The following is a 22383-nucleotide window of genomic DNA, read 5'->3' as shown; positions in this document are numbered from 1 at the left end:
TTTAGTTTTATTCTATCAAAAATTGCTGAAAATTAATGACTTTTTGCAAAAAATGACAGCCTAACTACAGAAAAAGGCTGTCAATAATCTTTACAAACTTGTCAATTTCTTTTTATCTTAAAAAACACACCCAAAAGAGCAAGAAATCCGACAGAAGCCATGAAATTAATAGCCATAACCGTCTCAACGGCAACCATTTTCACCATAAAACTCAACAGACAAAGTAAAAGGATGCTTCCCAAACGCCCTACTGTCGATTTAAAAGAGACCAAAGACGAAATATTCTCAATCGACACCATTTTGTTAAAGTGATAATTTAAGATAAATTCAATGACATAAAAAACAAAAATGAAGATAAAATAAGCTGGCAAGAAAATGCCTAAGTACCCTGAAAAGAAAGTTAAAGGCAGAAAAATGATCAATGGACTAAATTTAATAAGTCCAGCATGCTTCTTAATGCCTTCGATATTGATAGAATAGGAAAATAAGGTAATCACTTGAAAGGCAATGTAAAAAGCTGGGAAATAACGGCTACTGATTCCCTTGCTTAAGAAAAAGGACTGCCACAACTGAAAATGCGTCTGAAAGAAAATCTGCGTTAAAAAATCAAAAATAAGAATGACGCTTAAACGCGGTTGCCTGTGCAGCTCTTTAAAACTCTCTTGAATCTGCTTTTTAAGAACTGTGACATGACTTTCTTGCAAACCAAAAGACTTCGTTGTCTCCTTAAAAAAGAAAAAGCTAACCAAGGTTGAAGCCACTAAAAAAGTCGTTCCAAGGACATAAATATTGATACCGATGAATTGATAAAGGATACCACCTAAACTACTCCCAATTAGAAGCCCAATGATTTCCAAACGATTGCTAAGCGCCAAAAATCGTTGAAGGTCACTTTCACGGTGAGCCAGTTTTAATTGGTTAATAATATAAGCATCAAGAGTCCCACTATCCAAAGCAGCAGCTATTCCATAACAAAACCATGCTAAAAAAATCAGATAAAAATTACTACTAAAAAGCACAATCAAAAACATGACTATCAAGAAGACCTTTGATAGACTATAAAGATTTTTCCGAGAATAATTATCTGCTAACAAGCCACTTGGAAATTCAAACAAGACAATCGCAATGCTATAAGCTGATTGAATCAGCAAGATTTGTGACAAGGTCAACCCTTTAGCTAGTAAAATAACTGTCAAAATCGAGTGCGGCATGGAGTAAGCTACTGTCACTAAAAAATTTGCTAGCAAATAAACAAAAGTATTTCTCCTAATGCTTGTCATCATCTCCACCTACCCTTGATTTGATTTTCCTATTAAGATACAACCTTTTACAGGGAATGTCAACAATAAATCCTTATTTTATCAAACAATAGCACCAGTTTTTAAAGACAAGGTGTAAAGAAGCGTTGACGCTACTTGACACTGCTGTCAACTTTTTTAAAAAAACATAAAAAGCACCTGAATGACGTTTTCAGATGCTTTATCATTATTTAAAATCACAATCTACTTCATGGTCATTTACCAAACCTGCTGCCTGAAGAAAAGAATAAACACAAACAGGACCTACAAATTTAAAGCCACGTTTTTTTAAATCCTTAGAAAGTCTTTCAGACAAAGGCGTGCTAGCTGGAAAGGTCGCATAATCCTCCACCTCATTAATAAGAGGCGTAAAATCAACCCACTCCCATAGGTAGCGATCAAATGAACCAAACTCTTTCTGAATCTTGATAAAAGCTTTAGCATTTGTACGTGTCGCATAAATCTTACGACGATTTCGAACGATTGCTGGATTTTGAAGAAGAACCTCAAGTTCATCATCAGACATCTGCGCTACCTTTGCCACATCATAATCATAGAAGGCTTGGTTAAATGAGGCGCGTTTATTAAGAATGGTCTCCCACGAAAGACCAGCTTGATAAGTTTCAAGGCACAAAAGTTCAAACAATGCTTGATCATCATGCAATGGTTTTCCCCACTCCGTATCGTGGTAAGCAACATATAAAGGATTACTTTCCTTTACCCAACTACAACGTTTCATGTGAAACATCTCCTAAAATTCCTTGATTCTTAGCCTTTCATCAGCATCTTAAGGCTTGATTTGATGTATTGTTCTGCTGTTTCATTTGTGCCTTCAAAGAACTTACGAATTTTCTTAAGCTCTGCTGCTTTGTAGCCAAGTGCCAAAAGAGCTTCCATGGCTTCTTCAAGCTGCTCGTTTGCTGCCGCTTTGGTCTGAGAAACTTTGCCATTTTCCACAGAAACATCGACAAATTTTCCTGCCAAATCCAAAACCATTTGCTGAGCAGTTTTTTTCCCGATTTTCGGAAATTTCATCAAGTATTTGATGTCGCTTGTATCGATGGCATTGACCAAACCTTCATTATCATCCACTGCGATAATCGCTAGCGCAGTTGTAGGACCAATCCCAGAAACTGAAATCAGATTAAGAAAAACAGCCTTTTCGTCTTCAGTATGAAAGCCAAACAAAAGTTGAGCATCTTCACGAATTACTTGATGAAGGTAGACTTGGATATCTTGATTCATCAAATCTGAAAAGCTGTAAGGATTAGCAACATTAACAATATAGCCTAATCCCCCTGCTTCAATGACAATGTATTTCGCAGTAATTTTAGTTAATTTTCCTTTGATATAATCGTACATTTAGTATTTTCCTAACTCTCTTAAACTTGTGTGATTTTCTTGAATACGACGGAACATTTTTTCCATGTCTGACTTGGTAAAATTAACAAGTACTGGACGTCCGTGTGGGCAGTTATAAGGGTTCTTACATTGAGATAATTGAACAATGAGTTGTCGGGCTGAATAGTCATCAAGGGTATGGTTAGCCTTGATTGATCGTTTACATGACATCATAATCGCTAACTCAGCACGGTATTTCTTGACAGAAACTTCATTGGTCAACAGCAACATGTCGCACATTTCATAAACAGCTGTCTCAATCTCCTCTTCCTTCATCCAAATAGGATGCTCGCGAAGGATAAAAGTGTTATTGCCGTATGGTTCTAAATTAATGCCAACTTGATTTAGAAGCTCCATTTTTTCTTGAATTTTGATGAAATCTGCCCCAGAAAACTCAAATAGATATGGCATTAGCAACTGTTGTAATGAATCATCAACTTCGCCAATTTTGTCACGATAATACTCATACTTGACACGTTCCTGAGCCGCATGCTGGTCAATGATATAAAGCCCACCATTACCTTGCGCAAAAAGATAGGTGCCGTGCATTTGCCCAAAGTACTCTAACTCAGGGAAAGTAGAAACTTCCTCCTTATCAAGAATTTCAATCATGCGATTGATTTTCGTTTTATTTTTAAAATCAAGATCATCATGCTCATCATACGCTTGACCTGCCGCTGAACGCTGTGCATACCTAACTGAAGATTGCTTGTCAACTTGCTTGATAGCTTTGTCAACCTCATTAAATAACTGCGCTGGCTCTTCTTCAACCGTATCTGATTTAACAAAGAAATCATGACGTTCTTTATCATAGTAAAGGTCAGTTTGTTTCAACGGTAAGCTCGTTTGCTGAGGTTTTGAAAAACCACGAGTGCTTGACTTAGCTAGATTTTCCAGTGCATCTGGTATCAAATCTTGCTCACGCAAACTCTCTGCAATTGCAGAGCTGATTAAGCTCATCAACTCTTTTTCTTTTGAGATACGGACTTCTTGTTTAGTTGGGTGAACATTGACATCAGCAAGATAAGGGTCGATTTGAATGTCAATGACCGCAATTGGGAAACGACCAACCATCAATTTTGATCCATAACCATCCAAAATCGCACGGTTGAGCAAGAAGTTTTTGATGTAGCGACCATTGATTAAAATGGTGATGTAATTGCGATTTGCACGCGTCAATTCTGGTAAGCTAATATAACCTGAGACTTCAAAATCAAGGTCAGCATTTGAGATTTCAATCATTTTCTTAGCTGTATTTAAACCGTAAATACCAGCGATGGCTTGACGCAAATCACCTGTCCCAGAAGTCGTTGTCATTTGACGACCATCATTAATCAAAGTAAAGGCAATTTCTGGATGAGCTAGGCTCAAGCGATTAACCACATCAACGATATGAGCCAACTCTGATTGCAGGCTCTTCATATATTTGAGACGAGCAGGAGTGTTGTAAAAAAGATTTTCAACGGTAATTTTTGTCCCGACAGGTGTTGAAATTGGTTCTTGTCGCTCAATCTCGCCCCCCTTTGCCACTAAAAGCGTTCCATAGTGTTCATCAGCAGTCGCTGTTTTCACTGTAAAGTGGCTAATTGAGGCAATGGAAGGAATGGCCTCACCGCGGAATCCCAAAGTTCTGATACGAAAAAGGTCCGCTTGGCTTTTAATCTTACTTGTAGCATGGCGATGCAAACTTAAAGCCACATCCTCTTGAGAAATTCCCTCACCATTATCAGTGACTTGAATCTTCTTAAGACCTGATTCTTCAATCTCGATGGTAATCTGACTACTTCCAGCATCAATCGAATTTTCAACCAATTCTTTAACCACACTTGCCGGTCGTTCAATCACTTCACCTGCAGCAATCTGGTTGGCCAAAACCTCTGGCAACTCAATAATTTTACTCATAATTTATCTGATAGAATGCAGTTTTGAAGCGGCATTCCTTTTCCTTTCATTCAGGATTGTTTACCTTTAATTATAACACAAAGTAAAAAGGCAATCTGCTTTTAGATTGCCTCTTACTTTTATAACATGTTTTTCAATTCATAAATGACATTCATAGCTTGCATTGGTGTTAGATTCATCAAGTCCACTTTTTTAAGAGCTTCAATCACTTCTTGGTTACTTGAGTCATCTGCAAATAAGCTAAGCTGCTCTGCAACAGGTTCTGCCGCTTCTGCCTTCACTTGAGTTTTCTCTTCAGTTTCTGCTGTCAAATGAAGCTGCGCAGCACCTGATTCGAGATTGGTTAAAATACTATCTGCTCGTTGCAACAAATCTTCTGGCAAACCTGCAATTTTCGCAACGTGAATACCATAAGATTTGTCAGCTGGTCCTTCTGCGATTTTATGAAGGAAAGTCACATCACCATTACGTTCAAGCGTTGCAACATGGACATTGACAAGGTGTGTCAACGTCGTTGACAGAGCTGTCAACTCATGATAGTGAGTTGCAAACATGGTCTTAGCACCAATGTGATCGTGGATATACTCAATGATAGATTGTGCTAAAGCCATTCCATCGTAAGTCGCTGTCCCGCGTCCCAATTCATCAAAGAGAATCAAAGATTTTTCACTGGCACGTTTGATAGCTTGGTTGGCTTCCATCATTTCCACCATAAAGGTTGATTGACCTGAAATCAAATCATCCGCCGCACCAATACGTGTGAAAATCGCATCAAAAACGGGAAGACTGACACTCTCAGCAGCAACGTATGACCCCATCTGCGCCATGATAACCGTCAAAGCTAACTGACGCATATAAGTTGACTTACCACTCATATTTGGACCAGTAATCAGCTGAATATTGGTATTTCTGCCAAATGTGATGGTATTTGGGATATATTCTTGCGTACCCATGACTTTTTCAACAACCGCATGGCGACCTTTTTCAATCTTAATTTCATGGCTATCATTAAAGCTTGGACGAACATAATGGTTGTTTTCCGCAACCACTGCCAAACTTTGCAGAACATCGACTGTAGAAATAGCTTTTGCCAAATCTTGCAGACGTGAAATATAACGTTCCACCTGTGCGCGAACGCGCATGAAAATATCGTATTCCAGACTCGCTGATTGCTCACGCGCCTCAAGCATTTCACCTTCAATTTTAGCTAATTCTGCCGTACCAAAACGCTCTGAATTCTTCAAAGTTGCTTTACGGAAGAAGTAATCTGGCACCAAAGAAAGGTTAGAATTTGTTACATGGAAATAGTAACCATCTTTTTTATTGTAATCAATTTTTAGGTTTGTAATACCACTTGCTGCACGTTCTTTGGCTTCAATCTCAGCAATCCAGCTTGTCCCTTCGCGCATGACTTTACGATATTTGTCCAAAGTCTCATCAAAACCAGTTCTGATAATACTTCCTTCCGTAATCACTGCTTGAGCATCTGGGTCAATAGCAGAGCTAATCAATGACTCTAGCTCTGGTAAAGTGTCAATGCTGTTGACAAGCTTGTCAAGGTAAGGACTATCAAAAGATTCCAAGATAGCTTTAATAGTTGGCACTTGTCCCAAAGTGTGACCAAGTTGAAGCAAATCTTTTGGATTGGCTTTTCCAAATGACACACGACTAGCCAAACGCTCAATATCATAAACACCTTTTAGACTGTCCGTCAAATCACTACGTTCAAAGAAGTTGTCTAAGAAAACTTGGACAATATTTTGGCGTTCCTCAATTTGTTCTTGATTAACCAATGGACGATCAATCCAGTTACGCAACAAACGCATCCCCATAGCCGTCTTAGTTTCATCAAGCAACCAGTAAAGACTACCGTGCTTCTTGCTTGTGCGGGCATTTTCTAGCAAATCAAGACTTGATTTTGTCATATAAGACATTTGAAGATAGTCTTTGATTTCATAGTGAACCAGCTTTTGCAGGTGACTAAGTTCACGTTTTTGTGTCGTATGAACGTATTGAAGTAATTTTTCAGCAGCAGAAATCTCTAACGCTGTTAAATTCGGGTCAATCAAATGCATATCTTCATAGCGCTCTTGCTCAAACGATAATAAGAGATTGAGTTGTTTAACCAAGCTGTGTTGCTCATCTTCAGAAAGGTCATAACCAACCACGATTTCACGAGCCTTGAGGTTTAAAATCTCACTTTTTAGGCTTGTAAAATCAGACAAACTTGTCGCGTAAAACTCACCCGTTGACACATCCATGTATGCCAAACCCAAAGTTTTACCATCTGAATCAATGGCTACCAAGAAATTATTAGCATTATCTGGCTTAGAAGAATCAACCGCTGTCCCTGGTGTAATCACCTGAACGACTTCACGCTTAACCACACCCACTGCCTGCTTCGGATCTTCCATCTGCTCAGCAATGGCAACCTTATACCCCATCTCAACTAAGACATCAATGTATTGTTGGGCTGAATGATAAGGAACACCAGCCATCGGAATAGGATTGTCAGCATTTTTATTACGACTAGTTAAACTAATCTCTAAAATCTGTGCCGCCTTAACAGCATCCTCATAAAATAGTTCGTAAAAGTCTCCCATGCGGAAAAGTAAAAAAGCATCTGGATAGTCTTTTTTGACATCCAAATACTGTTGCATGCCTGGAGAAATTTTATCTTTTGCCATTACTTAACTCCTCGTTAATTTTCGTTTCCAAGCTATTTGTAATATATTGAACTAGGTCACTGGCATCCTGCATTTTTGCACGATAATCTTTGACAATTGGAAGGTCTGATAGTTCTTCTTGCAACTGGTCAGCTTGCTCACCAGCTTTTTTCTCAGCGTGCGCTTTATCAATCTTGTGAAAAAGCACAGCTTCCTGCTGGTAAGCCTTCATGTCTTTGACCAATTCTTCTAGTTCTGGAAAGTCCTTTATTTTTTCTTCAGCCTTTTGAAATTCGATGACGCTATCATGCTTTTTTATGACTTCTAGCAATCGTTCTACGGCTTCTTCATAGTTGCTCATAAGCCTGTTGATAAGTCACTTTCAAAAGCTTTTGCTGTTTCTTCATCTTTACAAATGACCAACAAAGTATCAGCGCCAGCCACAGTTCCTAAAATTTCAGCGATATCGCTGCTGTCAATCAAGTTGGCTAAAACATCTGCTTCACCAAGATTAGTATGTAACACCAACATGAAACCTGCACGAGCCACCTTTAGGATATATGAACGGATATTCGCTCCAAAAGTTGTCTCTGAAGTTTCAGACAAGCTGTAGTAAAGTTTTCCTGAAGCATCGCGCAATTTCAACAGTCCAATTTCACGAAGGTCACGTGACAAGGTCGCTTGAGTGACGTTAATGCCTTCTTCCTGCAAATGTCGCTTGATTTCCTCTTGTGTGCCGATATGGCCTGATTGAATCAAACGTTTGATTCGATTTTGACGTTCTATTTTATTCATTTAACTTTCCCTTTGTGTATATTTATCCTTAAAATTATACCAAAAAAATGGAATTTTTTCACCTTTCCTTGGGCTATCTTCCTTATAAAGTCTTAATTTTTTCTCCTTCAAACGTTTTCTTGTCACTTGCCTCGTTTATTTCTTATTTTTATGTTAAAATAATATGACTAACTAATTTAGGAGAAAATCATGGATACTAAACGTACAATTGCAGAACGCATTCACACTATTGTTCCAGAATTAGACCAAGAACAAATTGTTAATCTGCTTGAAGTGCCAAAAAATTCTGATATGGGGGACCTTGCCTTTCCAGCATTCTCATTGGCTCGAATCCTTCGTAAAGCACCACAAATGATTGCAACAGAAATTGCTGAAAAAATGGACACAGCTGGTTTTGAAAAAATCGAAGCTGTTGGACCATACATCAACTTCTTCCTTGACAAAAAAAGCATCTCTGCTGATGTCCTAGGGCAAGTTATCGCAAACGGAAGCGACTACGCTAGCCAGGATGAAGGACACGGCCGCAATGTTGCTATCGATATGTCTAGTCCAAACATCGCTAAACCATTCTCAATTGGACACCTTCGTTCAACTGTTATCGGTGATAGCTTGGCTAACATTTTTGAAAAACTCGGTTATAAAGCTGTTAAAATCAATCACCTTGGTGACTGGGGTAAACAATTCGGTATGTTGATTGTTGCCTACAAAAAATGGGGTGACGAAGAAGCTGTTAAAGCTCACCCAATCGACGAACTCTTGAAACTTTACGTTCGTATCAACGCTGAAGCTGAAACACAACCAGAACTTGATGAAGAAGCTCGCGAATGGTTCCGTAAATTGGAAGCAGGCGACGAAGAAGCTATCTCACTATGGCAATGGTTCCGTGACGAAAGTCTTGTTGAATTTAACCGCCTTTACAATGAACTTGGTGTTTCATTTGATAGCTTTAACGGTGAAGCATTCTACAACGATAAAATGGACGAAGTTGTCGATATCTTGACAGAAAAAGGACTTCTTGAAGAATCTCAAGGTGCCCAAGTCGTTAATCTTGAAAAATATGGTATCGAACACCCAGCCCTTATCAAAAAATCTGACGGTGCGACACTTTACATCACACGTGACTTGGCTGCTGCCCTTTACCGCAAACGTACTTACGACTTTGCCAAAGCTATCTACGTTGTTGGTAACGAACAGTCAGCTCACTTCAAACAATTGAAAGCCGTTCTTAACGAAATGGATTTCGAATGGAATGAAGACATCACTCACGTACCATTTGGACTTGTTACTAAAGAAGGTAAAAAACTTTCAACTCGTAAAGGTAACGTTATCCTTCTTGAACCAACAATCGCTGAAGCTGTTAAACGAGCTGAAGATCAAATCAACGCTAAAAACCCTAACCTTGCTGATAAAGAAGCTGTTGCTCATGCTGTCGGTGTCGGCGCTATCAAATTCTACGATTTGAAAACAGATCGTTTGAACGGTTACGACTTCGACCTTGACGCTATGGTATCATTTGAAGGTGAAACTGGACCTTACGTGCAATACGCTCACGCTCGTATCCAATCAATCCTTCGTAAAGCCGAGTTTACACCATCTGTAAACGACGTTTACAGCCTTGATGATGCTGAAAGCTGGGAAATTGTGAAACTTATCCAAGACTTCCCACGCATTATCAAACGTGCAGCTGACAACTTTGAACCATCAATCATTGCAAAATTCGCTATCAGCCTTGCACAAAGCTTCAACAAATACTACGCACACACACGTATCCTTGACGAAAGCCCAGAACGTGACAGCCGTCTAGCCCTCAGCTACGCAACTGCTACAGTTCTTAAAGAAGCCCTTCGTCTTCTTGGCGTTGAAGCACCAAACGAAATGTAATCATTTCTGACAATATATAAAAAAGAGAGTTGGAATCTGTCCACTCTCTTTTTTCTTGACCTTTTTGAGCTAAAATAATAAACTATTGCCATAATCATAAAGGAGATTTTTATTATGACAAGGGAAAATCATCTCATGGAAATGCTCAGTAAAGCTTATGCTAGCTTACCTGATAGCGAACCTCTAAAAACAGACATCTTTGCACTTGCTAAAGATTTGGAAAAGAACGAACACGATCAACTAGCACGTACCAAACTGGCTCACGCCATTTCTATATATTTGCTAACGCATAAACTCAAGACATCACCTGAAATTACAGCACTTTACAAAGAAATTGCTGACAGCCCTGAAAAATATAAAGGTCATGCCGCTACTGCTATTATGCTAGGCAGCCTCTTTCATCCATAGTCAAAAAGACCGTTTTAACGGTCTTTTATTATGCTTTCTTCTGGTCATTTAACCAATCAAAGATATTGTGATAGGTTTTCCCTGAGACCTTAGCTGTGCTTGTGCCGCCTTTTCCTTTATTGCTTGGAGAAAAGCCTGATAAATCTTTCGCACTTTTGATAGCAGAGATATCCTGCACCCCTGACACTTGGTCTTTAAAGAAATAAATCCAAGACAAATGCCCAATGTAAGAGACACCTTGCATGTCTGTTCCCTCGACACTTTCAAAGTAAGAAAACCACTTGTTCTCATCTCCACTATCTAGCAAAGTCTTATAAATAGGCAATGAATAATCCTTTGGATTGACAATAGTGTCGTTGGCTGCGTGAATAAACCACATTGGTGTCTCTTTTAGCGCTAGCATTTTTTTCTCATCAAAATAAAGGGCATCTTTACGAATGAAGCTATTAGAAAAAGGTGAAATGGCGTATGAACCATCAGCGTTTCTCTCATATTGATAATAAGAATAGGCTGCCGCTTGAGGAACTAGAGCCGCAAAATAACCAGAATTTGAAATAGCAAGATTAATCGTCATGTAGCCACCATTTGAACAACCTGCTAGGTAAATGCGATTGGTATCCACAGCAGGCGTACTCGCAACATAATTTTTGATGATATCCATCAGAATCTCTGTGTAACGCGAATCGCCAGCGCCAGCACCATTGGTCCCATCGCCCTCATCCATCCAATATGTTGGGGTTTGAACCGCTAAAACATAAAGTCCTTTTTGACCATTTGTTGAAAAATGCGATTGAATCTCAGGTCTTGCAAGAGCTACAACTTCATTTCCAAGAAGGGTAATGTCCGTGTCTACCCCACCTTCACCTTGACCATGCAGCCAGATTAACAAAGGAAAACTTTCTCCCGATTTTAAGCGCTTAGGCTCGTAAGCCACATAATGAAGGGTGAGTTTTTCTGTTTGCTTCGTTAATGGATTGAGGTAAGTCCCAGAATAAAAGCCACGCTTATTAAAGACATCAGTATCAGGTGATAGACGGTTATGAATAATATCATAGCTTCCAGATAGTTCAGCCACTTCACCGTCACAAATTACCTCTAATCCATTTATAGTAACTGGATAATCTTCCAACCAAGTGTTATGCAAGGTTTCTAGATTGTAATAAAATGGACAAGCTATAGCTGCATTTTTCTGACTATCAAAAGTCACTGGCATTTTGATAACTAGATACTCACTGGCACTGCTGACTTCTTGTCCCTTATCATCTGACAAGTACACTCTACTAATCTGACGTTCTTTACCTGCAGTCCTGACTAGGAGCTTATCAGCAACAACTCCTGACACTTTATGCGTTAACTGTACCAAAAGTTTTGGAACACCTGGTCCACATTCATAACCTTTAATAATCATGGAAACTTTGGCAATTGTGACATTAATTCTTTTTGCCATCTCAAATCACTCCTATACATTGTAATCGTTTTCTTTAGTTTATGAATTTTCCGCACTTATGTCAATCAAAAAAAAGACGGGTGAAATCACCTCGTCTTTTTGACTATTTATCGTAGTTCTTTCTTCTGATTTTAAAGTCAGAAGAAACAACTTCGTCAACATCTATAATGGAAATAAAAGCATCTGGGTCCAAATCAGCCATGATAGCTTTGACATCACGAACTTCACCTGGATTCAAAACAACGTACAAGATATTTTTTTCATTTCCTGAGTAAGCCCCTTGTCCATTTAGGTAAGTGACACCACGGTTAATACCATTCAAAATAGCATCCGCAGCTTCTTGCGATTTTTGGGTAATGATAATCATACCACGTACTGTATAACCACCATTTTGCACAATTGTTAGCACTTGACTGTACACAAAACTTGCTACCAAAGTGTAAAGCATGTGTTGTAAATCAATGTAAACAAGTGACGCTGTCAATACAAGAGCATCCACAAATAGAAGCGTTTGACCTAATTTAAAGCCAAATTTTTCTTCAATCACGCGTCCAATGATATCTGTACCACCTGTCGTTGCACCATATCGGAAAACCAATCCACTACCTGCACCAGCAAATAAACCAGCAACAACAGCAACCAACATCATGTCATTTTGCAGCACAATTTTCACTGGTACTTGTTGCCAAAACCAGATAAAGAAGGAAAGTAAAACTGTCCCATAAATGGTCAAGGCTAATGATTTTCGCCCCAAAACTCTAGCTCCCATGATAAACAAAGGAACATTTAAAATGAGAGAAGTATAAGCTGGGTCAATTTTATAAAGTGCATGGATAATCAAGGTTACCCCTGCAACGCCACCTTCAGCAAGAGCGTTTGCCATATTAAATTTAACAAAACCAAAGGTATACATTGCTACACCAAGAGCAATCAACAATAGGCTTCGTACTTGTCTAAGCTTTTGAGCCATATTACACTCCTCCTAAAACTGATTATTGGAAATTAATCAAAAGGTTAGTCATCAACAAAACGTCCAATAATATGAACATTTTCAGCAACCGAAACAAAGGCCTTAGGATCTGTTTTCCTCATCAAATATCTGAAATCATTGTACTCTTCACGAGTAATAATAGCTAGCAGAACTGCTTTCTTTTCATGATTGTAAGTTCCCTCAGCATTATTTATCTGTGTCACACCACGATGAAGTTTAGTGTGAATCATAGCGATAACTTTTTCTGGGCAGCTGGTTACAATCATTGCCTGCATTTTCTTTTGTTTTGTGAAAATCGCATTCGTCACACGACTTGAGACGAAAATAGTCACCATTGAGTAAAGGGCATACTGCCAACCAAATAGGATGCCCGCAAAAATCATGATGACGCCATTTACCATAAGGGAAATGCTTCCGACATCACGTCCTGTTTTTTTACGAATGGTCAAGCTGACGATGTCAGTACCACCACTGGAAATACGTGATTTCAAACTAAATCCAACACCAGTACCCATAACCAAACCACCAAAAATAGCATTGACAAGTGGATCAGTTGTTAGGGTAATCTCTGGAACAATTTGGATGAAGAATGAACTCATAGAAACTGTAATCAGAGTAAAAACGGTAAATTTATGACCAATTTTATACCAAGCCAAGATTAATAGCGGCAAATTAATGGCATAAAAAACGATAGAAATCGGTAATCTAAAACCAATCAAACGCTCGCTAATCGCTGACAAAACCTGTGCCAAACCAGTTGCGCCACTTGAATAGACATGTCCTGGTTGGAAGAAGAAGTTTACCGCGATAGCTGAAAGCAAACCATAAAAAAGAGAAGCGGAAATTTTTTCCGCGTACTTCTCTCTTGAAATGCTTTGCATCGTTTTTAAAAGGCCATATTTCTTAGCCCAACGGCTAACGATATACTTTGTTTTCTTTTTTAAAGATGCTTTTTTAATCATTAGTTATTAGTTTTAGTTGCTAAAGCCAATTCTTCTAATTGTTTGTCTGAAACAAGGCTAGGTGCTTGTGTCATTGGGTCAGTTGCTTTGTTATTTTTAGGGAAGGCAATAACTTCACGAATGTTGTCTTCACCAGCAAGAAGCATAACGAAACGGTCAAGACCGATAGCAAGTCCACCGTGTGGTGGGAATCCGTAATTCATAGCTTCTAGCAAGAAACCAAATTGGTCAGCTGCTTCTTCAGCTGTAAAGCCAAGAGCTTTGAACATACGTTCTTGCAATTCACGTTGGTTGATACGTAGGCTACCACCACCGAGTTCATAACCGTTAAGAACGATATCGTATGCAACGGCACGAACTTTAGCAAGGTCACCTTCTAATTCGTGAGCTGATTCTTCAGTCGGCAATGTGAATGGGTGGTGAGCAGACATGTAACGTCCTTCTTCTTCAGACCACTCAAACATTGGCCAATCAACAACCCAAAGGAAGTTGAACTTAGAGTTGTCAACCATATCAAGTTCTTTAGCGATACGTGTACGAAGTGCACCAAGTGTGTTGTTAGCTACTTCAAGTGTATCAGCAACGAAAAGTACCAAATCATTGTCTTCAAGTTGTAAACTTGCTGTCAACTTATCTTCAATACTTGTCAAGAATTTGGCAACAGGTCCGTTAAGAGAACCATCAGTAAATTTAACCCAAGCAAGACCTTTGGCACCAAATTGTTTTGCGAATTCTGTTAATTTATCAATGCTTTTACGTGAGTATTTATCTGCATTACCTTTAACAACGATTGCTTTTACGACTGGAGCTTGTGAGAAGACTTTGAAGTCAACATCCTTGACAAGGTCTGTCAAGTCTTGTAAAAGCATTTCAAAACGTGTATCAGGTTTATCTGAACCGTAGTTGTTCATTGCATCGTCATAAGACATACGTGGGAATGGCAATGTAACGTCGATTCCTTTAGTGTCTTTCATGACTTTAGCAATCATTCCTTCAGTGATATCTTGGATATCTTTGTCTGACAAGAATGAAGTTTCCATATCGACCTGTGTAAATTCAGGTTGACGGTCACCACGCAAGTCTTCGTCACGGAAACATTTAACGATTTGATAGTAGCGGTCAAAACCAGCGTTCATCAATAATTGTTTTGTAATTTGTGGACTTTGTGGCAAAGCGTAGAAATGACCTTGGTTCACACGACTTGGTACCAAGTAGTCACGCGCACCTTCTGGAGTTGATTTTGTCAACATTGGTGTTTCAACATCGATAAACTCTAAACCATCCAAGTAGTTACGGATTGAGTGAGTTACTTTGGCACGCAATTTGAAATTGTTAAGCATTTTTGGACGACGAAGATCCAAGTAACGGTAACGAAGACGGTTATCATCGCTAACTTCCACATCATCTTTGATTTCAAATGGTGTTGTTTTAGCGGTGTTCAAAACTGTCAATGCTGATACTTTCAATTCAACAGCACCAGTTGGCAAGTTAGTGTTTTCTTGTTCACGTTGTGCAACGACACCAGTTACTTCGATAACGAATTCGTTACGAAGGCTTTCTGCAGTTGCCATAACATCACTTGAAACTTTCTCTGGGTTGATGACTAATTGCATGATACCTTCGCGGTCACGAAGATCGATGAAAATAAGTCCACCGAGGTCACGACGACGTCCGACCCAACCTTTTAGAGTAATTTCTTGGCCAATGTGTTCGCTGCGAACACGACCAGCATACATTGTACGTTTCATTTGATATGATTCTCCGTTTTAAATTTATTCATTCCCATCTATTATAGCAAAAAGCAAAGAAAAACCCCACCCATGTGGGGGGAGTTTTTCAAATTCTTTTCTCATTAAGCCTTTTCATTAACAAAGAGCTCATAACTTTTTGCAAAGTTTGCTTTCTTAGCTTAATTTAGCAAGGATTTCTGCAAAGTTTGTTTCGATATCCGCGAAGCTGACTGAAACTTCTTCACGTGTTTTATTATTTTTAACAGTGACTTGACCTGCTTCGATTTCGCTTTCACCTAATGTAATGACTGTTTTGGCATTGAAAGCGTCAGCTGATTTGAATTGTGCTTTAATCTTGCGTCCAAGGTAATCACGTTCAGCTGAGAAGCCTTGGTTACGAATAGCTTGTACCAATTCCAAAGCTTTAATGTTAGCACCTTGTCCCAAGACAGCAATATAGGCATCCATTTCTTTTTCAACTGGTAATTCAATACCTTGTTTGTCCAAGATAAGAAGCAAACGTTCAAGACCAAGTCCAAAACCAAATCCAGGTGTTTCTGGTCCGTCAAAGTATTCAACAAGGCTATCGTAGCGACCACCTGCACAGATTGTCAACTCAGATTTATCAACAGTTGTGATGAATTCAAAGATAGTGTGGTTGTAGTAGTCAAGTCCACGAACCATATTAGTATCAATTACATATGGGATGTTAAGTGTTTCAAGCATTTCACGCACGGCATCAAAGTGAGCTTGACTTTCTTCATCAAGGTAATCAAGGATTGATGGCGCATTTTCAACAGCTACTTTATCTTCTTTTTCTTTTGAGTCAAGAACACGAAGTGGGTTTTCATCCAAACGACGTTGGCTATCTGCTGACAATTTGTCACGCATTGGTGTTAAATAATCAATCAAAGCTTGACGGTAAGCAGCACGGCTAGCAGCACTTCCTAGAGTGTTCAAGTGAAGTGTGACATCTTTAATGCCCAATGTTTGGAACAATTGGTAAGCCATAGCGATTGTTTCAACGTCTGTAGCTGGATTTGCTGAACCAAAACACTCAACACCGACTTGGTGGAATTCACGTAAACGACCAGCTTGTGGACGTTCGTAACGGAACATTGAGCCAATGTAGTACATTTTAACTGGTTTTTGAACTTCTGGTGCAAATAATTTATTTTCCACAAAAGAACGAACCACTGGCGCTGTTCCTTCTGGACGCAAAGTGATATGGCGGTCACCTTTATCATGGAAATCATACATTTCTTTTGTTACGATATCAGTTGTATCACCGACTGAACGACTGATAACTTCGTAATGTTCGAACATTGGTGTACGAATTTCACTGTAGTTGTATTTTTTGAAGGTTTCACGTGCAACAGCTTCGACATATTGCCATTTAGCGCTTTCGCTAGGTAAAATATCTTGTGTTCCTTTAGGTTTTTGTAATTTCATAAATAAGATATACCGGCACCAAATTTTTGCAAATTCAGCCCATTAATTCCTTTCTACTATTGTAGCTATTCAATCACTCTTTATTTTATCATAAAAAGGGCAGCTAAAGAAGAAGGGACTATTTATTTTTCGTATTTTATTAAAGCACAACTTGCCTGAAAACGTTAAATTGCCAACTTTTTCAATTTTTTTGTCAAGTAACTTTACTTTACAAAAAAGATATGTTATTATGTTAAAGTTGATTCAAAATCAAGAACAAATTAAAAATATTATCGGAGGAAATAAAACATGGCAGTACCTGCACGTCACACTTCAAAAGCGAAGAAAAACAAACGTCGTACACACTACAAATTGACTGCTCCATCAGTTAAATTTGACGAAACTACTGGAGATTACTCACGTTCTCACCGTGTATCACTTAAAGGATACTACAAAGGACGTAAAATCGCTAAAGCAGCTAAATAATTAGAAGGGAGATACCATGCGCGTAAATATTACACTTGAACACAAAGAATCTGGTGAACGCTTGTACCTTACTTCAAAAAACAAACGTAACACTCCAGACCGTCTTCAATTGAAAAAATACTCACCAAAATTGCGTAAACACGTAATCTTTACTGAGGTTAAATAATTGAATACAAAAACCACTTTAGCTTATTTGCTAAAGTGGTTTTTTATTGTCTTTCAAAAGATGATATAATATTACCTAAAATACTTAAAGGGATGTGGAGATATGTTTGCACTTATTATGACGTTGGATGATAACCTACAAGCGACTATTAAAGAGTTTTGGAAAGAGCTAAGTGATGCCCAATTATCTCAATACGCTTACGAAGTAACAGATAGAGAGCCACATATTACCTTAGCATCATTTGACGAAGGCACCACCAAAGACGATATCATAAAAGGGCTAGAAACTTTAACACTTCCTGATAAGCCAATTGATATTTCGTTTACATCTATTGGTTCTTTTATCAATGCTAATATCATTTTTCTTAGCCCTATAAAAACTCCACAGATGAGTAAACTTCATTTTGATATCCATCAGCAATTAAGTGATTCTCTCAGCAAGGACTCGCTTTACTCACCCAATAACTGGGTTCCACATCTTACAATTGCTAACCGAATTGCTGAAGATAAGATGGCTAAGACTTATCATTATTGTCTGAAGCACTTATCACTTTCTGAAGGAAAGATAATGGGAATAAAACTAATTTCTATTACACCTGACAATCAAGTTCAAGATATTTTTCAAAAAACATTCTCATAAAAACAATCTCCCCCAAGTAAGAGCTTGAGGGAGGTAATTTTTATTGTCTAAACTAATTAATGCTATAATGAGGAAAAAGGTTATTTTGGGGAGGTTTTATGAAAACTAGTCAGGATAAAAGAGGACCTGTTCTCATTTTTTTAGTGTTGTCTATTTTTTTCTTTATAGTTGCTGCAGTATTTGGCAAATCGTTATCGCCTTTTGGTCTAAAAATCATTTCATGCGGCTTCTGTCTTACCCTTCTTGGACTTCTTGTCTCTGCCTATCGATATGAATGCCAGCAATTTGAAAAAAGAGATGACCTAACACGCTTGAGAAGCTTTGGGGCATCTATCAATCCACACAGCCCTGCTGGTAAAATTATTTTTCTGCTAGCTCTTATTGTTGTCATCGCTATTTTTGCAGTTCTTCTATTTGCTAGTTGATTTTTCTTGATAAATGGCCAGAGTTTGATAGGGTTTTAGAGTGATTTTGTCTGAGAGTTTTGTGTCTGGGTAATTGCTTAGTAGCACTTTGCCAGTCTGATAACTTTCAGGCAAATCAATAGTAACATCCTTAGCAAAAAAGTTATTTAAAACTAATAGATTTTCATCGCCTAAATGACGTTCAAAAGCATAAATATTTGGATGATTTTGGTAAGCTGACTGATAATCACCTTCAGCAATAATTGGCATGGCTTTTCTAAGCTTAATCAATTCTTGATAGAAAGTGAAAATCGGTCCGCTTTTTTCATTTTCGACGTTAATGTCAGGATAAGTTTTTCCTGCTTTTAGCCATGGCGTGCCAGTTGAAAAGCCAGCATTTTCAGAAGCATCCCATTGCATGGGAACTCGGCTATTGTCACGGGATTTTGCACGAATAATTGCAAATGCTTCTGCTTCAGACTTGCCAGATTCCAGCAAGCTTTGATAAGCATTCAAACTCTCCACGTCGACGTAATCTGCCATGCTATCGTAATCAGGGTCAAGCATGCCAATTTCCTCACCCATGTAGATGTATGGTGTGCCACGCGATAAATGAATGGCTGCTGCAAGCATGGTTGCTCCTTCCTTACGGAAGTGCTCGATATCCACAAAACGGTTAAGAGCACGCGGTTGGTCGTGATTGTTCCAAAAGAGAGCTGACCAGCCACCACCTTGGCTCATGTCATCGCCCCAAGTGTGAAATAGTGATTTTAACTCTTCAAAATCAAACAGCTTTAAGGTCCATTTTTGACCATTGTCATAATCGACCTTGAGATGATGGAAATTAAAGACCATGTCTAATTCATGACTAGCTGGATTGCTGTATTGGATGCAGTTTTCAGTATTGGTAAAACTCATCTCACCCACAGTCATACCATCCTCATCTTGACCAAATGTTGCTTGATTCAACATTTTTAAATACTCATGAGCAATTGGACGGTCAGTGTATTCTGGCTTACCATCAAAAGCATCATTATCTTTCAACTCTTCATCTTTACCAATCAAGTTAATCACATCAAAGCGAAAGCCTTTAACACCTTTACTCCGCCAGAAATTAACCACTTTAAACAATTCTTTGCGAACATGTGGGTTGCGCCAATTCAAATCCGCCTGTGTCACATCAAATAAATGCAGGTAATATTTTCCAGTATCACCAAACGGTGCCCAAGCATTACCGCCAAATTTTGACACCCAATTCGTAGGATGATCACGTAAAATGAAGAAATCTTGATAGTACTTGTCACCCGCTAAAGCTTTTTGAAACCACTTATGCTCTGTCGAACAATGATTCAAAACCATATCTAGCATCAACTCAATCCCATGACTCTTGGCTTCTTCTACCAGCTCTTCAAAATCAGCCATAGTCCCAAATAAGGGATTTACAGCTGTATAATCTGAAATATCGTAGCCGTTATCACGTTGCGGGCTTGGATAAAATGGGTTGAGCCAAATGACATCAACACCTAACTCTTCTAGGTAAGGTAATTTTTCGATAATTCCTCGCAAATCACCTACACCATTTCCAGTCGTGTCTTTATAAGATTTTGGATAAATCTGGTACACGACTTTTCTTTTATCAAAGGTCACTTTTTACTCCTTTATGATAATTTACTTGCGGTGAAAATGGTCTCACCTCGTTTGACATCACATGGCAATTCTCTCGTTACATCTGTTTGAAAATCATTTTGATTTGTAACAATGACAGGTGTGTCAACTGAATAACCAGCAGCCTTAATCATCTCAATATCAAAGCTAATCAAAGCATCGCCTACAGCTACTTGGTCACCTTGCTTGACATGGGCTGTAAAGCCTTTGCCATCAAGATTGACCGTATCCATACCAATGTGCATTAAAAGTTCTACACCTTCATCAGAAATCAATCCAATAGCGTGTTTTGTTAGGAAAATGGCTGAAACCACACCAGCAACTGGCGCTACCAATTCTCCTTCAAGCGGTTCAATCACAAGGCCTTGCCCCATGACTCCTTGGGCAAAAACAGGGTCTGGTGCTTGGCTCAAACTTTTAGCATGTCCAAGAAGTGGACTTTGAATTGCAAGAACAGTACCAGCTGGAACTTCTGCATCTTTCTTAGCAGCAACGACAGCTTGTGCTTGTGTTGCTTGGCCACCTTTTAACTCGTCTTCAGCTTTTGTAAGGATACTACTTTTACGGAAAAAGTAAGTCAGCATAAATGGTACAACAATCGCAATCAGCATATTGATTGCAAAAAGCCCCATGTATTTTGCTTGAATAGATAGAATGCCTGGAAGTCCTCCGATACCAATGGCATTAGCTGTGATATTAAAGCTTGTACAGAAAAGACCTGCAATACCTGAACCAATCATACCGGCAACAAATGGGTAAACATACTTCAAGTTAACCCCGAAAAGGGCTGGTTCTGTCACACCAAGATAAGCTGAAATCGCTGCTGGCAATGAAATTTGCGCTTCACGTTCATCATGACGGTTCATGAAATAGAAGGCTAAAACAGCTGACCCTTGAGCGATATTTGACAAAGCAATCATTGGCCAAAGGCCAGTTCCACCTGCGTCTGCAATCAACTGCGTATCAATGGCATTAGTCATGTGATGCAAACCAGTGATAACAAGCGGTGCATAAAGTGCACCAAAGATAGCACCAAAGAGCCATTTCACAGGTCCTGTCAATCCAGCAAGAACAACCGCTGAAATTCCTTTACCAATTGTCCAACCAACTGGTCCAAGAACAGTGTGCGCCAAAATCAGTGCTGGAATCAATGACAAGAACGGTACAAAAATCATTGAAACCACTTCTGGAATGTATTTACGCCAAAAACGTTCCAGATAAGCCAGAGACAAACCAGCTAAAAGCGCTGGAATCACTTGAGCTTGGTAACCGATCTTTTCTATCGTAAAGAACCCAAAATCCCATGACCAGTTTGATGCAATTTCGGCAGCTGGTGTACTTGCCACGCTGTAAGCATTCAAGAGTTGATTTGGTGACACTAAGCAAATCCCGAGAACAATCCCCAAAATTTGGCTAGTTCCCATCTTACGAGTCACCGACCAAACAATTCCTACTGGCAAGTAATGGAAAATAGCTTCACCTGGCAACCAAAGAAATGAATTAACCCCTGACCAGAATTGAGAAACTTCAACAATCGTTTTCCCATTTAGAGCTGACCACTCCACACCTTCTAAAATATTACGAAATCCTAGAATCAACCCACCGACAATAATGGCTGGAATGATTGGTGTGAAAATCTCAGCTAACATTGATAACGCACGTTGAATCCAATTTTGATTCTTCTGCGCAGCTGATTTGGCAGCTTCTTTTGACACACCTTCAATGCCAGAAATGGCTGTGAAATCATTGTAAAAAATAGGAACATCATTTCCAATAATGGCTTGAAACTGCCCTGCATTGGTAAAGGTTCCTTTAACTGCAGGAATAGCTTCCAAACGCTTAATATCTGCTTTACTCTCGTCATTTAAGACAAAACGCATCCGTGTCGCACAGTGTGTGACTGCTGCAATATTTTCTTTCCCGCCAATAGCTTCTAGCATCTCACGGGCATCTCGATCAAATTTTCCCATATGTCTTCGGTAAAACCGACTCCTTCGTTAGTCTATAAATAGTCGCTAGCTTTCTTTACAAAAAACATTGTAATCGGTTTCTATTTTGTAGGCAAGTTGTTTGGCTAAAATCCATCCAAAATTTCTTGAAATTCCCTAAGT

20 protein-coding genes are annotated in these 22383 nt (G+C 38.9%); 6 read left to right on the top strand and 14 right to left on the bottom strand.

Going from position 1 to position 22383, the window contains the following annotated elements; translation table 11 throughout:
* Positions 1-101: 101 nt before the first annotated feature.
* The 7 genes from BMX18_RS06445 to argR form a co-directional block, all read right to left on the bottom strand.
* Positions 102-1280 carry an MFS transporter gene (locus tag BMX18_RS06445; RefSeq protein WP_093815695.1) on the bottom strand — a complete coding sequence of 393 codons (1179 nt, stop codon included), beginning with the start codon at positions 1278-1280 and terminating at the stop codon, positions 102-104.
* Positions 1281-1485: 205 nt separating this feature from the next.
* Positions 1486-2037, bottom strand: coding sequence for a DNA-3-methyladenine glycosylase I (locus BMX18_RS06440; RefSeq protein ID WP_180366638.1), 552 nt, complete (start codon positions 2035-2037; stop codon positions 1486-1488).
* Between the two features lie 29 nt (positions 2038-2066).
* Positions 2067-2660, bottom strand: coding sequence for a Holliday junction branch migration protein RuvA (ruvA, locus tag BMX18_RS06435; protein ID WP_074869549.1), 594 nt, complete (start codon positions 2658-2660; stop codon positions 2067-2069).
* On the bottom strand, positions 2661-4601 hold the full coding sequence (gene mutL, locus BMX18_RS06430; protein WP_093815691.1) for a DNA mismatch repair endonuclease MutL: 1941 nt from the start codon (positions 4599-4601) through the stop codon (positions 2661-2663). It lies immediately after the preceding gene.
* Between the two features lie 119 nt (positions 4602-4720).
* Positions 4721-7288, bottom strand: a complete 2568-nt coding sequence (gene mutS / locus BMX18_RS06425; protein ID WP_093815689.1) for a DNA mismatch repair protein MutS — start codon at positions 7286-7288, stop codon at positions 4721-4723.
* A complete protein-coding gene (locus tag BMX18_RS06420; protein ID WP_039696136.1) occupies positions 7275-7628 on the bottom strand; it encodes a YlbF family regulator in 354 nt (117 codons plus the stop codon). The genes mutS and BMX18_RS06420 overlap by 14 nt, the downstream gene beginning before the upstream one ends.
* On the bottom strand, positions 7625-8062 hold the full coding sequence (gene argR, locus BMX18_RS06415; RefSeq protein ID WP_006531423.1) for an arginine repressor: 438 nt from the start codon (positions 8060-8062) through the stop codon (positions 7625-7627). The genes BMX18_RS06420 and argR overlap by 4 nt, the downstream gene beginning before the upstream one ends.
* A 189-nt stretch (positions 8063-8251) precedes the next feature.
* On the opposite strand from argR, the gene argS reads away from it, so the two are divergent.
* Together argS and BMX18_RS06405 are read left to right on the top strand one after the other, a co-directional pair.
* Positions 8252-9943: an arginine--tRNA ligase gene (gene argS, locus BMX18_RS06410; protein WP_093815687.1), complete on the top strand. Its 1692-nt coding sequence runs from the start codon at positions 8252-8254 to the stop codon at positions 9941-9943.
* 114 nt (positions 9944-10057) lie between these two features.
* Positions 10058-10351 (top strand): bacteriocin immunity protein, encoded by a 294-nt coding sequence (locus tag BMX18_RS06405; protein ID WP_093815686.1) that lies wholly within the window; start codon positions 10058-10060, stop codon positions 10349-10351.
* A 28-nt stretch (positions 10352-10379) separates the two neighbouring features.
* Here BMX18_RS06405 and BMX18_RS06400 read toward each other — a convergent pair whose 3' ends face one another.
* The 5 genes from BMX18_RS06400 to hisS form a co-directional block, all read right to left on the bottom strand.
* Positions 10380-11798 carry a prolyl oligopeptidase family serine peptidase gene (locus BMX18_RS06400; RefSeq protein ID WP_093815684.1) on the bottom strand — a complete coding sequence of 473 codons (1419 nt, stop codon included), beginning with the start codon at positions 11796-11798 and terminating at the stop codon, positions 10380-10382.
* A gap of 103 nt (positions 11799-11901) precedes the next feature.
* Positions 11902-12768 carry a YitT family protein gene (locus tag BMX18_RS06395; RefSeq protein ID WP_074482318.1) on the bottom strand — a complete coding sequence of 289 codons (867 nt, stop codon included), beginning with the start codon at positions 12766-12768 and terminating at the stop codon, positions 11902-11904.
* A 44-nt stretch (positions 12769-12812) separates the two neighbouring features.
* On the bottom strand, positions 12813-13751 hold the full coding sequence (locus BMX18_RS06390; protein WP_039696131.1) for a YitT family protein: 939 nt from the start codon (positions 13749-13751) through the stop codon (positions 12813-12815).
* Positions 13751-15499, bottom strand: coding sequence for an aspartate--tRNA ligase (gene aspS / locus BMX18_RS06385; RefSeq protein WP_039696130.1), 1749 nt, complete (start codon positions 15497-15499; stop codon positions 13751-13753). The genes BMX18_RS06390 and aspS overlap by 1 nt, the downstream gene beginning before the upstream one ends.
* A 156-nt stretch (positions 15500-15655) precedes the next feature.
* A complete protein-coding gene (hisS, locus tag BMX18_RS06380; RefSeq protein ID WP_039696129.1) occupies positions 15656-16933 on the bottom strand; it encodes a histidine--tRNA ligase in 1278 nt (425 codons plus the stop codon).
* 288 nt (positions 16934-17221) lie between these two features.
* Between hisS and rpmF the strand changes: the two genes are divergently transcribed.
* The 4 genes from rpmF to BMX18_RS06360 all read left to right on the top strand — a co-directional run bounded on the left by rpmF (position 17222) and on the right by BMX18_RS06360 (position 18628).
* Entirely contained in the window at positions 17222-17398 is a 177-nt protein-coding gene (gene rpmF, locus BMX18_RS06375) for a 50S ribosomal protein L32 (protein WP_003066947.1), read from the top strand.
* A gap of 16 nt (positions 17399-17414) precedes the next feature.
* Positions 17415-17564 carry a 50S ribosomal protein L33 gene (gene rpmG, locus BMX18_RS06370; RefSeq protein WP_002262412.1) on the top strand — a complete coding sequence of 50 codons (150 nt, stop codon included), beginning with the start codon at positions 17415-17417 and terminating at the stop codon, positions 17562-17564.
* Between the two features lie 102 nt (positions 17565-17666).
* Complete coding sequence (locus BMX18_RS06365) at positions 17667-18203, top strand: 2'-5' RNA ligase family protein (protein WP_093815682.1); 537 nt, start codon at positions 17667-17669, stop codon at positions 18201-18203.
* 98 nt (positions 18204-18301) lie between these two features.
* Complete coding sequence (locus tag BMX18_RS06360; RefSeq protein ID WP_093815680.1) at positions 18302-18628, top strand: hypothetical protein; 327 nt, start codon at positions 18302-18304, stop codon at positions 18626-18628.
* Here BMX18_RS06360 and treC read toward each other — a convergent pair.
* The gene (treC, locus tag BMX18_RS06355; protein ID WP_093815678.1) at positions 18614-20254 is read right to left on the bottom strand and encodes an alpha,alpha-phosphotrehalase; all 1641 of its coding nucleotides are present in this window, start codon (positions 20252-20254) and stop codon (positions 18614-18616) included. The two genes, BMX18_RS06360 and treC, sit on opposite strands and share 15 nt — an antisense overlap.
* 11 nt (positions 20255-20265) lie before the next feature.
* On the bottom strand, positions 20266-22242 hold the full coding sequence (gene treP / locus BMX18_RS06350) for a PTS system trehalose-specific EIIBC component (RefSeq protein WP_093815676.1): 1977 nt from the start codon (positions 22240-22242) through the stop codon (positions 20266-20268).
* Between the last annotated feature and the right edge of the window lie 141 nt (positions 22243-22383).

The sequence above is a fragment of the Streptococcus sp. 45 genome (genome assembly GCF_900108865.1).
Taxonomy (GTDB): domain Bacteria; phylum Bacillota; class Bacilli; order Lactobacillales; family Streptococcaceae; genus Streptococcus; species Streptococcus ruminicola.
The sequence above is the reverse complement of the archived record's forward strand: the minus strand, read 5'-3'. Positions and strand labels throughout refer to the sequence as shown.

Coding starts and splice junctions, on each gene's coding strand:
- argR (WP_006531423.1), bottom strand. CDS start 8,062: ATGAATAAAATAGAACGTCAAAATCGAATCAAACGTTTGATTCAATCA.
- aspS (WP_039696130.1), bottom strand. CDS start 15,499: ATGAAACGTACAATGTATGCTGGTCGTGTTCGCAGCGAACACATTGGC.
- argS (WP_093815687.1), top strand. CDS start 8,252: ATGGATACTAAACGTACAATTGCAGAACGCATTCACACTATTGTTCCA.
- BMX18_RS06360 (WP_093815680.1), top strand. CDS start 18,302: ATGAAAACTAGTCAGGATAAAAGAGGACCTGTTCTCATTTTTTTAGTG.
- ruvA (WP_074869549.1), bottom strand. CDS start 2,660: ATGTACGATTATATCAAAGGAAAATTAACTAAAATTACTGCGAAATAC.
- BMX18_RS06440 (WP_180366638.1), bottom strand. CDS start 2,037: ATGAAACGTTGTAGTTGGGTAAAGGAAAGTAATCCTTTATATGTTGCT.
- BMX18_RS06390 (WP_039696131.1), bottom strand. CDS start 13,751: ATGATTAAAAAAGCATCTTTAAAAAAGAAAACAAAGTATATCGTTAGC.
- BMX18_RS06445 (WP_093815695.1), bottom strand. CDS start 1,280: ATGACAAGCATTAGGAGAAATACTTTTGTTTATTTGCTAGCAAATTTT.
- BMX18_RS06405 (WP_093815686.1), top strand. CDS start 10,058: ATGACAAGGGAAAATCATCTCATGGAAATGCTCAGTAAAGCTTATGCT.
- BMX18_RS06420 (WP_039696136.1), bottom strand. CDS start 7,628: ATGAGCAACTATGAAGAAGCCGTAGAACGATTGCTAGAAGTCATAAAA.
- BMX18_RS06400 (WP_093815684.1), bottom strand. CDS start 11,798: ATGGCAAAAAGAATTAATGTCACAATTGCCAAAGTTTCCATGATTATT.
- BMX18_RS06365 (WP_093815682.1), top strand. CDS start 17,667: ATGTTTGCACTTATTATGACGTTGGATGATAACCTACAAGCGACTATT.
- BMX18_RS06395 (WP_074482318.1), bottom strand. CDS start 12,768: ATGGCTCAAAAGCTTAGACAAGTACGAAGCCTATTGTTGATTGCTCTT.
- rpmF (WP_003066947.1), top strand. CDS start 17,222: ATGGCAGTACCTGCACGTCACACTTCAAAAGCGAAGAAAAACAAACGT.
- mutS (WP_093815689.1), bottom strand. CDS start 7,288: ATGGCAAAAGATAAAATTTCTCCAGGCATGCAACAGTATTTGGATGTC.
- hisS (WP_039696129.1), bottom strand. CDS start 16,933: ATGAAATTACAAAAACCTAAAGGAACACAAGATATTTTACCTAGCGAA.
- rpmG (WP_002262412.1), top strand. CDS start 17,415: ATGCGCGTAAATATTACACTTGAACACAAAGAATCTGGTGAACGCTTG.
- mutL (WP_093815691.1), bottom strand. CDS start 4,601: ATGAGTAAAATTATTGAGTTGCCAGAGGTTTTGGCCAACCAGATTGCT.
- treP (WP_093815676.1), bottom strand. CDS start 22,242: ATGGGAAAATTTGATCGAGATGCCCGTGAGATGCTAGAAGCTATTGGC.